The organism is Vibrio barjaei (genome assembly GCF_001639065.2).
In the GTDB taxonomy this organism is placed as follows: domain Bacteria; phylum Pseudomonadota; class Gammaproteobacteria; order Enterobacterales; family Vibrionaceae; genus Vibrio; species Vibrio barjaei.
Genome location: NZ_LQXO02000061.1, coordinates 24,437 through 36,394, shown reverse-complemented (window position 1 = coordinate 36,394; position 11,958 = coordinate 24,437). Strand labels below are relative to the sequence as shown.

The 11,958-nt window shown below is 44.9% G+C and carries 10 protein-coding genes; 5 read left to right on the top strand and 5 right to left on the bottom strand.

Features of this window, described 5'->3' with window-relative positions; all coding sequences use genetic code 11:
• The 5 genes from AWH66_RS24685 to xsc all read right to left on the bottom strand — a co-directional run.
• Positions 1–1,264 (bottom strand): NAD(P)/FAD-dependent oxidoreductase (locus AWH66_RS24685; protein WP_071487874.1); only part of this gene is annotated, 1,264 nt, incomplete at its 3' end.
• A 49-nt stretch (positions 1,265–1,313) separates the two neighbouring features.
• Positions 1,314–1,739 carry a nuclear transport factor 2 family protein gene (locus AWH66_RS24680; RefSeq protein ID WP_006069824.1) on the bottom strand — a complete coding sequence of 142 codons (426 nt, stop codon included), beginning with the start codon at positions 1,737–1,739 and terminating at the stop codon, positions 1,314–1,316.
• Positions 1,740–2,006: 267 nt separating this feature from the next.
• Entirely contained in the window at positions 2,007–2,819 is an 813-nt protein-coding gene (locus tag AWH66_RS24675; protein WP_063602949.1) for an FRG domain-containing protein, read from the bottom strand.
• 28 nt (positions 2,820–2,847) lie between these two features.
• Positions 2,848–3,882, bottom strand: a complete 1,035-nt coding sequence (locus AWH66_RS24670; RefSeq protein ID WP_063602948.1) for a YeiH family protein — start codon at positions 3,880–3,882, stop codon at positions 2,848–2,850.
• A gap of 65 nt (positions 3,883–3,947) precedes the next feature.
• Positions 3,948–5,759 carry a sulfoacetaldehyde acetyltransferase gene (gene xsc, locus AWH66_RS24665; protein WP_063602947.1) on the bottom strand — a complete coding sequence of 604 codons (1,812 nt, stop codon included), beginning with the start codon at positions 5,757–5,759 and terminating at the stop codon, positions 3,948–3,950.
• A gap of 268 nt (positions 5,760–6,027) precedes the next feature.
• On the opposite strand from xsc, the gene AWH66_RS24660 reads away from it, so the two are divergent.
• The 5 genes from AWH66_RS24660 (at position 6,028) to AWH66_RS24640 (ending at position 11,943) form a co-directional block, all read left to right on the top strand.
• The gene (locus AWH66_RS24660; protein WP_063602946.1) at positions 6,028–7,020 is read left to right on the top strand and encodes an AAA family ATPase; all 993 of its coding nucleotides are present in this window, start codon (positions 6,028–6,030) and stop codon (positions 7,018–7,020) included.
• Positions 7,013–8,734 carry a cobaltochelatase CobT-related protein gene (locus AWH66_RS24655; protein WP_063602945.1) on the top strand — a complete coding sequence of 574 codons (1,722 nt, stop codon included), beginning with the start codon at positions 7,013–7,015 and terminating at the stop codon, positions 8,732–8,734. Before AWH66_RS24660 ends, AWH66_RS24655 begins: the two co-directional genes overlap by 8 nt.
• Before the next feature lie 414 nt (positions 8,735–9,148).
• Positions 9,149–10,150 (top strand): 3-dehydro-L-gulonate 2-dehydrogenase, encoded by a 1,002-nt coding sequence (yiaK, locus tag AWH66_RS24650; protein WP_063602944.1) that lies wholly within the window; start codon positions 9,149–9,151, stop codon positions 10,148–10,150.
• A gap of 24 nt (positions 10,151–10,174) precedes the next feature.
• Positions 10,175–10,663 carry a TRAP transporter small permease gene (locus AWH66_RS24645; RefSeq protein WP_063602943.1) on the top strand — a complete coding sequence of 163 codons (489 nt, stop codon included), beginning with the start codon at positions 10,175–10,177 and terminating at the stop codon, positions 10,661–10,663.
• Positions 10,663–11,943, top strand: coding sequence for a TRAP transporter large permease subunit (locus tag AWH66_RS24640; RefSeq protein WP_063602942.1), 1,281 nt, complete (start codon positions 10,663–10,665; stop codon positions 11,941–11,943). The genes AWH66_RS24645 and AWH66_RS24640 overlap by 1 nt, the downstream gene beginning before the upstream one ends.
• Positions 11,944–11,958 lie beyond the last annotated feature (15 nt).

Here is an 11,958-nt window from a genome sequence, read left to right as displayed (position 1 = left end):
GTGCGGAATACATCACACCATTACCGCCGTAACCTAAGGCGTAGAATATGGATTGCGATGGGTTGGGCTGATAGATTCTTGGCATCATGTCGTGGCTGACATCTACCCAACCCCACCATGAGTAATCGATTTTGATCTGATCTAAAGCTGGAAACTTTCGCGTAAGATCGGCGCGTAACATATCTTCATATTTCTTCTCTGGCGCATTCTTGCCAGCAATAGCACTGCGAGTTCCTATCTGAACTCGATTGTCTGGTAGCAGGCGATAATAATGACGAAGAACACGGGTATCGGTAATCACCTGATTGGTTTTGAAGTTACACGCGGCAATCTCTTGCTGCGTCAAAGGGCGCGTGACCATTGAATTGGAAAGCACTGGCAACAAACGGTTTTTTAGCTCCGAATGCAGACCTTGACTGGTGTAGCCACCAGTGCAAACCCCAACTGAACGAGCCTTTACTACACCACCAGGTGTTTTAAGGTAGTGCACACCATCGCGAGTTTCCCATCCCATAACAGGGCTTGACGGATGAACTTTCACACCCAATGCTCGTGCTTTTCTCAAGTAGCCAAACGCCAATTTGCCTGCATGAATGCCGATGCCTTCTGGCTCATGCATTGCACCTGCGGCTTCTTGATCGCCGACATATTCGCGTTTCACTGTCTCGGCATCCAAAATTTGCGCATCGTAATCGAAGGTGTCACGCAGTAGTTTTGCTTCTTTCTCTAAACCTGGCATCATTTTGGATCGGTGCGCCACATAGAGGTGTCCACCAGGCTGTGGGTCGCAGTCGATATCTTTGATTAACTCTTTGAATGTGTTCATACCATCAACGCATTCGCGGTGCATTTTCAAAGCCGTTTCTAGACCCCAGCGTTCAATCCACTGAGAGCGCTTTAGCCTCCCTGAAGCACATTGAGCCTGACCGCCATTTCGAGTACTGCAGCCCCAACTTAAGCGATTCGCCTCAATAACGGTTGCTTTGATACCGTACATTTCGGCAAGGTGTATTGCCGTACTCAGCCCAGTAAATCCAGAACCAATAATGGCAACATCAACGTCCATATCTGACATTATTGGCCCATCATCTTCTGGCGGTGCACCTGCCGTATCAACCCAGTATGTTGGCGCATACTCTTTACCGTGACCCGGCGTTTTGTCTTTCAGAGGATCATATTTCGGGTCGTATTTGTCTTTGGCTTGGGTACTTTTCGCTTTAGCTTCTACAGCATCTACTGCTGGTTGTTCCATTACTAAACTCATAATTCGACTCTCCTAGTCATAACACGTGAACGAACAGTGGTTGCCGCGTTTACTTATTGGGAGTTATTACTGGTCGAGTTTTTCTAAAGGCGTTCTTAACACTGATCTTCCCTTCACGTAGCGTGAAAACGTCCACCATACGAGCTTCGATAACAGTGCCATCTGGGTTAGTTGCGGAGAATGTAGATTCTGTTACTGCTCGATCGCCGCAAACAAAGTGCACAGGGTCGCTCCAAGCTGCGTCTGGAAAGTTTTGCCATACCAACTCAAAACTGTTGCGAACCGCTTCGTACCCTTCAATGGTGTTTCCTAGCAAGCCATCACCTGCAACAGTGTGGAACACACAATCATCGGTCATAAATGACATCAAGGCTTCGATATCGTGGTTATTCCACGCATCACTAAAGGACTGTAAAAATGTCGTATCGACTTGGTTTTCCTGCACTAATGTCGCGGCATTGGTTTGCATATTCATATTCCAGGGTCCTTTTATGTTTTCGTTATTGATTTAATACAAAGCAGTTTTAGACTGCCGTTTTATTAGAGTATTTAAACTAGAAATACAGCAAGTTAACAAATTTATAACATAACTCCAACTCTAACTTTGGGTTATGGTATGTACAAACTTTAAGCTCACAGATTTAGTTTTTTTTATAATTTAATTATTGACCTCGTTAGATTTAAAAGCATTTATCACTCACTGATAATTCAAACGCTTGTTTGCTTTCTCTGCTAATTCTTTCTAGTCGAAATCAAAATCTTGATGATACTTACGTCCATATTGTTCCAGTTTTCTATCATGAACAATTACTTCAAGGTCGTTACTTATTTCACCCTTATTAGTCTTACCGTTATTATCTACATTATGTTTGGAATCTATATTCGTCATTTTTTCTTCAACTGTTATTGAAGTTTTGTTTAATGCACTCATAGATATTAGCTCCTTTAATAAGTTATTTTTTACCGATGGCGATATGTAAATAGATATCAAATCCGTTACATATCGCTGATCATCATAAAGAGAAAGAAGGCTGCCATTTCTTTCCTTTTCAAATGGATGAATTGAGTACCATTCATCGTTTTTCGTCGTTCTAAAATCGCAGTCGGTCGCTTTAAATATTTTCGTATTTTCAATGTCATGGGGAGATTTTACAAAATTCACCTTATGACAGTCCCGGACCTTAAGAATATTTACACAGTCCTCTGTTGAGCTATTACAAACCGACCACATTACGTTAAACAGACTGTCAGTCCATTCAAGTAAACGCGTTGGAAACCCTTGCTGATTGGATAAACACATTAATAGCCATTCATTGATGTCACGAGAGTCCAACATCGGCATACCGTAAACTTTCATAGTTGAAAGAAGCTCTTGTTCTACTCGCCTTAGATTATTACTATTTACTTTACCCAAGCTTGGAATTAGTCCGCCTTTTGAACATTCTTCTGCTCGATATATCAAAGGGTCATTATTATTGCATTCAGAAAATAAATTCACTATTTCATATAGTTCTTCTATTGTATTTATATAATGCTTATCATTCATAATGAACACTCTTGCTACCGAAATATGAATTAGCTAATTAAATCATTCTCTGGGTGTAAATTACCGCCAACATATACCCAGCAATGAACATTGCATTTAGTAAAAGCAATATGATTGGTTTCCACCCTAATGAGAAAAGCTTCTCAAATGATGTCTTTACGCCTAAGGCTGCAATTGAAATAACCAAGCACCACTTAGATATTTCTGACATGCCTTCCGAGACAGAATCAGGGACAAGATTAAAGCTATTGACAACAATCAGAGCAATAAACACCAATAGGAAAAAAGGGATTATTGGCGCATTAATATGGTTTTCCTTTCCGTCACTTTGTTTTTGCGCTCGAAATGACAATGCGATTAGCAGTATCACTGGCATTAGCATGGCTACTCGGAACATTTTCGCCAACGTTGATGCATCACCGATCTCTGTCGACAACATAAAACCTGCCCCAACAACCTGAGCGACATCATGAATTGAACCACCTAAGAACATGCCTGCTTCACTGGATGACAACTGCAATGAGGTCACCACTAATGGGTAAAGCACCATAGCAATCGTTGAAAACGCAGCCACACCAATGGCAGTCATTAACGTGTACTGCTCATTCTCTTTGTTTTGCGGTATCGTAGATGAAATGGCCATCGCCGCAGAAATACCACAGATTCCCGTTGCGCCACCTGCAAGTAATCCAAATGTGCCAGAAACATTCAACAGCTTGGCAAAAAGTAGGCTGAACATGATAGTCAACACCACCGCACCAGCAAGAATACCAACGCCATCTAATCCGATAGTACTGACATCGCTGTATGCAATGCGTACCCCTAATAAAGCAACACCTATGCGCACCAATTTTTTAGCTGCAAACTCGATACCTGCACCACATTTTTCATGGTCAGAAAGAAAATGCAGAGAAATACCAAGCAACAATGCATAAAGAAATTTGGGACCACCATAATGGTCGGAGACGAACGTCGCGGCCGCAGCTATTACTATGCTGAGTAATAAGCCAGGTGCGATGCCCGTCGCTTCTCCATACAGCGTTCTCGGCATTTTCATGGTTTTCGAAATCATCGCGCTCACCTTTCCGTGTGTTCGTATTGTCCGGCCAAACATTGACCGGACAGTCTTCCCGTGACCTATACGTAGTCTTTGTATTTATCTAGGAAGCGAACCGGTTTTGATAGCGCATCACGACGGAACGGGTCGCCCAGTTCTTGTGTACACATGATTTCAATAACCGTCGTTTTGCCTTCGTTCATCTGCATATCGATGGCTTTTTGAAGAGTTGGGCCGACATCTTCTAGTTTATCAACCGTGATCCCTTCAGCGCCCATCGCACGTGCAATTTCCGCGAAGCTTTGGTTATCTAACTCGCCTGCAACGAATCGGCGGTTGTAGAAATCCACTTGGTTTTTCTTCTCTGCACCCCACTGACGGTTGTGGAATACTACTGCAGTCACAGGAATGTTATGACGAACACATGTCATGGTTTCCATCAGGCTCATTCCCCACGCACCGTCACCGGCATAAGAAATAGCTGGACGATGTGGCGCAGCAGCCTTCGCACCAATAATGGTTGGGAATGCGTAACCACAGTTACCAAAACTCATTGCTGCAAAGAAGCTACGTGGCTTCTCAAAACGCAGATAGCTGTTAGCAACCGAGTTGATGTTCCCAATGTCAGTAGAGACCATGACATCTTCTGGCATCGCCTTTTCCAACTCACGAAGTACTTGGCGAGGGTGGAGATACTCACCACCGGAGAACGGCGTTTCTTGCGCGTTTTCTTCAATCATGTCCAGGCTGAATGGGTCACGTTCGTGCGTCCACTCATCCAATTCTTTCTCCCAGAGTGCTTTTTCTGTTGCAACTGTGTCTTGGCGAGTTGCTTTATTTTCATCACATAGCAGTTCTCGACCTTCCAAACGCTCTGTTAGTGCAACTGCTGCCGCTTTTGCATCACCACAGATACCCACGGAGATTTTCTTAACCAAGCCAAGCATCTTGTTGTCGGCATCGATTTGGATGATCTTCGCGTTCTTCGGCCAGTAATCCATACCATGCTGAGGTAAAGTACCAAATGGACCAAGACGAGTACCAAGAGCAATAACAACGTCTGCTTGCGCCATCAACTTCATAGCTGCTTTTGAACCTTGATATCCAAGAGGACCACACCATAATGGGTGGCTAGCTGGGAAGGAATCGTTGTGCAGGTAGCTGTTTACAACTGGTGCGCCAAGTCTTTCTGCTAATGCAGCACATTCTTCGACCGCATCTGCCATCACCACACCACCACCAGAAATGATGACTGGGAACTTCGCTTCTGCAATAAGGTCTGCTGCTTCATTCAGAGATTTTTCTCCACCTGGTCCTCTATCTAAACGAGCAGGTTTTGGAATTTCCGTTTGAATCTCACCATAGAAGTAGTCACGCGGAATGTTCAATTGCGTTGGACCCATCTCACTCATCGCACGGTCAAAACAACGACCCGTGTATTCCGCCATACGATCTGGGTGCGTCACATGACCTTGATATTTAGTGAACTCTTGGAACATAGGAAGCTGGTTACATTCTTGGAAACCACCCAATCCCATTGTTTTTGTTCCGGTTTCTGGCGTTACAATAACCACTGGGCTATGTGCCCAATAAGCTGCCGCAATCGCAGTAACACAGTTACTGATACCCGGACCGTTTTGCCCGATAACCACGCCGTGACGGCCAGATACTCGTGAGTAACCATCCGCCATATGAGCAGCGCCCTGCTCGTGAACCACTGGAATTAATCGAATGCCAGCAGGAGCAAAGATGTCCATTGCGTCCATAAATGCTGACCCCATGATGCCGAACATGTCAGTAACATCATTGGCGACCATAGTTTCAACAAACGCTTCTGATGGTGTCATCGTTGTATTGCCGGAAACAACCGTGCGTTTTTCTTGCTCGCTCATCCTTCCCTTCTCCTTGAGTTGAACTAAAATTTCATTTTTCGGAATGAATTGTCTCTTTTTTAAATTCACATTCACCTTAGTAGTAGAATTTTTGCGCGTCAATTTTTTATCTTAAATTGGAATAATTCATTCCAATTAATAAAACTAGATCACATTATTGATAGTTTTTTGTACAAAAAGTGTCGTTAACTCAAGCTACGCTGTTCATAATCGATGAACATCACCAACCGTTGCCGTAAATTTGCACGCTATATAGAGGGAATGAGCAATGAAAGAACAGGAATGGGTACCGACGAAACAGGTCAGCGTTAGGGAGTGCTTTGGTATTGATAGTGACTTAACCGTGTGGGCGTTTGAGGAAGCGGGAGAATATGTTCCACAGATCGACCCCAACTACTGCTTTGATCCCGAGGTAACCTTGGCCATCCTAGCTGGCTTCTCATCTAATCGCCGCACGTTGATTCAAGGTACGCATGGTACCGGTAAGTCTTCTCATATCGAACAAGTTGCTGCCCGACTCAATTGGCCTTGTTTAAGGATCAACCTTGACGGTCATCTAAGTCGATTAGATTTCATCGGCAAAGACAGCATAGTTATAAAAGATGGAATGCAAGTGACTGAGTTTAAGGAAGGGATTCTGCCGCAAAGTATCCAACAACCTATCGCTTTGGTATTGGACGAGTATGACGCAGGGCGACCAGACGTGATGTTCGTGATTCAACAGTTACTTGAGCAAGATGGCAAATACACGTCACTGGAGCAGAACCGCGTCATCACTCCGCATCCTTATTTCCGGTTGTTCGCTACCTGTAACACGCTCGGTCTTGGCAACTTCTCTGGTTTGTATTCCGGTACGCAAGTACTCAATCATAGCCAACTAGACCGATGGAATATCATTGCGACTCTGAACTATCTCGACCCTAAGCACGAAGCCAGTATCGTGTTATCCAAGAATCCGGAACTTAATAATGATTTTGGCTTAACACTCATCGAGCAAATGATTGCAACAGCAGGAATGACTCGCAATGGATTTATGGCAGGCGACCTCTCTACCGTTATGTCCCCCAGAACCGTGCTGACTTGGGCAGAGAACATTCGAATCTTTAATGATGTCGCGACAGCATTCCGGCTGTCCTTCCTAAACCGATGTGAAGAAGAAGAAAAGCAACTTGTTAGCGAGTACTACTTCCGATGCTTCGGCGAACCTTTGATTGCGAGCACTTCCTCCTCCTCTACTATGGAGCAGATAAGCCATGGCTAATGTGTCGTCTCGACAGAAGAAGATTCTTGACCTAAGCGTTTCTGTTGCCCGCGCGATCAGCGGTGATCCTACGCTAAACTACCGTGGTGAGCGATTGTATAAAGGCGACCAGCCTTGTTACTTTCTCTCGGCACATACTAACGATCTCACGTTTGTGTCTCGACATGAGTTAACAAAAAGTAAACTGGCGATGCATGGAAAGATAGACTCTTCAGCATTCCGACTATTGATTTCTGACGTAGAATTGCATTATTCACTACGCCCTAGTCATGAAGTAGAACGGCTCCTATTCGACTTTTGCGAACAAGTGCGTATCGAGTCGCAAATCCCTAATTACCTAGTTGGTATCCAGACGAGCACTCGATTTAATTTCTGTTATTGGAGCGAGCAGTATCATCAAAACGGCTTTACCGAGTCTCGTCTCGGGATGCTTCTTTTCACTCTCATGCAAGTCATTTACACGCGTATAATTGGTGTGCCTGTTTCAGAACCCATCGCCGAAGCGATAGAATCCACTCGCGCAGGGATCGTGCCGATCATAGGCACCTGTTTAGTTCAGCTTAAAAAACACCGTTGTAATCAACAACTATATGCTGCTTATGCTAAGGAGCTTGCCACGCTAGCCAGTGAACTCATAGAGCAAGAGCAGGAACAATCCAACAACCAACCCACACCAACAGTAGAGGAAGACATAAAAATCCTCACACAACTTGCCTTGATTGTAGACGGCGATATTGAAGATCATGACGTCGAAACAGATATCACCGGTCACAGTAAAGCTTTTCAATTAGCTGGATCAAATTACCAAGTGTTTAGTCGGGAGTTTGATAGAGAGGTTAGAGCCGACACTTTAGTCAGGCGAGCATTACTGCTGGATCTACGGCAAAAACTCACAGATGACATGATGGCTAGACAAGTGAATACTCGCCAGTTGGCCGCTATGTTATCTAGTATTGTACAAACTCCTCAACACACTGAACGCCAAGACCATCTCGAAGAGGGAGTCGTCAATGCCAACACTCTCACGAAGCTGGTTACGTCCCCCCTTGAACGCAGCATCTTTTCGCAGCCAGAATTAGGTATCTCCCACCAATGTGCAATTACCTTTCTAATGGACTGCTCTGGTTCTATGCAAAAGCACAGTCACAAAATGAGCTTGTTGATGGATACTTTGCTTAAATCGGTAGGGTTAGCCGATATCCCTTTCGAAATCCTTGGTTTTACGACCGGCAACTGGAATGGTGGAAAAGTATATCGACAGTGGCTTCAGCAAGGCCAGCCAAAACACCCTGGCCGTCTGAATGAGCTTAGACATATCGTATTCAAAGACTTTGAGACACATTGGCGGCGCGCTCGACTCGGCATCGCCAGCTTACGAAAGGCTGATATTTTTAAAGAGGGCATCGATGGAGAAGCCGTCCAGTTCGCCGCCCAACGTTTAACATCGCAAGGGGCGCAACGAAAAATCCTCATCATCTTCTCAGATGGTTGCCCTATGGACACCGCCACCAGCACCGCCAACGATCAGTTTTATCTCGACAACCACCTAAAGCAAACCATAGAGCGCGAATCCCACCGTAATAACATCGAGATCTACGGCGTCGGCATGGGCGTAGACCTGAGCCCCTACTATCGCAACAACATTACCCTAGATGTGCAAGAGAGTTGTTTGTTTAGTTTATGTCGAGAGGTGTTTGGGATGTTGAGACAATAGCTACTAAAAACCGTTCACTCTATATCCCATAAAACTCTCACCCAAAGAATTACCAATTGGGGTAGCTAAGCACTGACTTTGCCGCTACTCCAACACGACTTTCAGTTTTACCAACCCACTTCAATTTTATAACGTGCCGTAGAACTACGGTTTAAACGTCCCATCTCTTCTGCCAAAGTTCTCCCCGAAATCCTTATTTTCATCAGAATAAACTGCATAACGTCGATCTAGAACACACTAATTGTTTCGCATTGCGGAATTATAGAATCTTTTTATTCCTTTTTTTAACTAGTTAACAGTTATTGGCAAAAGACTTAATAGCAGAAATTTTCTCAACTTAGCTCACAGTTTTATTTTGGAATCTTTCGCATAATTAATTCCGTATTATGGAATTCAACTTAGCGGAGAGCTCAAATGCCATTGGTATCCACAGAAAAACTACAACAAGAATATGAACGAATTCTTTTAGCTCGCGACATGAAACCGGAGATGGCAACTAAGCTAGCGGCAGGTTTTGTTGAGATGGCAAATGAAGGGACGTATTCACACGGTATTAACCGTTTCCCAGTGTTCATTGACCAAGTAGACAAAGGGCAAATCAAGCTTAATGCCGAGCCAGAATGCGTAAATAGCATGGGGGCGTTAGAGCAGTGGGACTGTAATTTTGGCCCAGGTGTACTCAACGGATTAATTTGCGCGGAGCGTGCAATGGAACTGGCCCGTGACTACGGAATTGGCATGGTCGGTATGCGTAACTCCAACCACTGGATGCGTGGTGGGGCCTATGTGCTAAAGATGGCGCGAGAAGGCTTTGCGGGTATCGCTTCAACTAACTCTATTGCAGTTATGCCAGCTTGGGGTGGTAAAGATCATCGTGTCGGTTCAAATCCACTGATAATGGCAATTGCAGGTGACCCACCAGTAGTGGTTGATTGCTCAATGACCCAATTCTCTTACGGACAACTACAGAATTTCGTACTGGCAGATAGAGAACTGCCTGTAGTTGGCGGTTTTGATAACGACGGTGAGCTAACCAAAGACCCACATGTTCTTTGGGAAAACAAACGGCTTCTACCAATGGGCTTCTGGAAAGGCTCTTCAATGGCCATTGTTCTAGACATGATGTTAACAGCAATCACAGGCGGTCACTCCGTTCCGGCCTTGACCGAAGACATGGGCGGCGAATTCGGTGTTTCTCAGTTCCTGATCGCTATCGATCTCAGTAAGACCATGGACGAGAGCCGTTATGGCGAAGAGATGAAGCGTATTCGCGATTATGTACTCGCTTCAGAACCAGCAGAAACAGGTTCAGTAATGATTGCTGGTTCTGAAATCCAGAACTTTATCAACAAACACGAAGCAGCAGGTGGCATCGAAATCAACGATGGCATATGGGATCAAATTACTTCTCTGTAATTCGCCTAAGGTAGGGAAAGCTTTATGCAAAGTGTATTTAAGAGTATTTGGAAAAGCATCGACGTCATCATGGCAGTCATACTGACTTGCATGATTGTCCTCGTATTTACCAACGTTGTATTACGTTACGGCTTTTCATCTGGTCTTCGTCCCTCTGTAGAACTATCTCGCCTTGGTCTTGTATGGGTAGTTATGCTCGGCGCCGCAGTTGTGCTGCGCCGAGGTGAGCACCTAGCTGTCTCGGAGTTTTCAGAACGACTATTTCCAAAAGCAGTACCCGTATTAAGACGACTTTGTTGGGTAGTAGTACTCGTATCGGTAGGCATGCTCTACATCGGTTCTTACCGTCAGATGATGTCTAACTGGTCAGATATTTCTCAATTAACAGGGCTTCCTTCAGCGTTATTTTACTTGGCTGGCGTGGTGTCAGGTGTGCTTATGGGAGTGATCGCTTTTGTGCGAATCTTCAAACCAGACTGGCAGCTAGATAGCTTAGAAGAGGAGAAAGAATAATGACGCTAGCCATTTTCTTATCGGTATTGATTGTCTCAATCTTATTGGGTCTTCCAGTGGCGTTTGCTTTGCTGTTGTCATCAATAGCACTGATGCTGCATATGGACTTCTTTAGTGCGGACATTCTTGCGCAGTCTTTAATTAATGGCGTAGACAGTTTTACGCTACTTGCGATTCCATTCTTCCTCATTGCAGGCGAAGTTATGGCATCAGGCGGTTTGTCGCAGCGTATTGTCCGCTTAGCCACGACTTATGTCGGCCATCGTCAAGGTGGTTTGGGCTACGTAGCTATCATGACCTCAGTTCTACTGGCTGGACTATCGGGCTCAGCAGTAGCAGACGCGGCAGCCTTAGTAAGTATCCTGTATCCAATGATGAAAGCGGCGAAATACCCCGAAGCACCATCAATGGGTCTACTGGCTTCGGGCGGCATCATCGCACCGGTTATTCCACCCTCAATTCCCCTTATTTTAGTGGGTGTTGCAGGCGGAATCTCTATAAAAAACCTGTTCCTTGGCGGTATTGTGCCTGGGCTATTAATGGGCCTGACATTGATGTTCGTTTGGCGAATGACCGTTCGCAAAGAGAACTTAGAAACATCTGCAAAAGCAACCAAAGCAGAGAAACGAGCTGCGCTTAAAGATGGTGTTTGGGCACTGTTACTACCAGTGATCATCATTGTCGGCATTCGCTTCGGTATCTTTACTCCAACGGAAGCAGCGGTTGTTGCGGCAGCATACGCAATTTTCATCTCAACCTTCGTGTACAAAGAGCTGACGCTTAAAAAGTTCTATGACATCGTCATCAACGCAGGCCGCTCAACGGCAATGGTCATGTTTTTAGTCGGTTGTGCCATGGTAGCAGCGTGGCTGATTACGGTAGCCCAACTTCCTCAGCAATTGGCAGAACTGTTAGGTCCACTTGTAGATAGTCCTCGCCTACTAATGGCGGTCATTATGCTGCTCGTACTTTGTGTAGGCATGGTGATGGATTTAAGCCCAACCATTCTAATTCTCGTTCCACTGTTAATGCCTGTAATCAAAATGGCTGGCATTGACCCAACTTATTTCGGCCTACTGTTCGTTATTAACTGTTCGATAGGCCTGATTACGCCTCCTGTAGGCACCGTACTAAACGTAGTTTGTGGTGTAGCTAGAGTGCCAATGTCTACTGCTGTGAAAGGCGTACTGCCCTTCATTGGCGCTTACATGGCCCTACTCGCATTGTTTGTCATATTCCCAAGCATTATCACTGTGCCAATGTCATTTGTCATTGGTTAACCCTCGACGGAGAAA

Coding starts and splice junctions, on each gene's coding strand:
- xsc (WP_063602947.1), bottom strand. CDS start 5,759: ATGAGCGAGCAAGAAAAACGCACGGTTGTTTCCGGCAATACAACGATG.
- AWH66_RS24680 (WP_006069824.1), bottom strand. CDS start 1,739: ATGAATATGCAAACCAATGCCGCGACATTAGTGCAGGAAAACCAAGTC.
- AWH66_RS24645 (WP_063602943.1), top strand. CDS start 10,175: ATGCAAAGTGTATTTAAGAGTATTTGGAAAAGCATCGACGTCATCATG.
- AWH66_RS24640 (WP_063602942.1), top strand. CDS start 10,663: ATGACGCTAGCCATTTTCTTATCGGTATTGATTGTCTCAATCTTATTG.
- AWH66_RS24670 (WP_063602948.1), bottom strand. CDS start 3,882: ATGATTTCGAAAACCATGAAAATGCCGAGAACGCTGTATGGAGAAGCG.
- AWH66_RS24660 (WP_063602946.1), top strand. CDS start 6,028: ATGAAAGAACAGGAATGGGTACCGACGAAACAGGTCAGCGTTAGGGAG.
- yiaK (WP_063602944.1), top strand. CDS start 9,149: ATGCCATTGGTATCCACAGAAAAACTACAACAAGAATATGAACGAATT.
- AWH66_RS24655 (WP_063602945.1), top strand. CDS start 7,013: ATGGCTAATGTGTCGTCTCGACAGAAGAAGATTCTTGACCTAAGCGTT.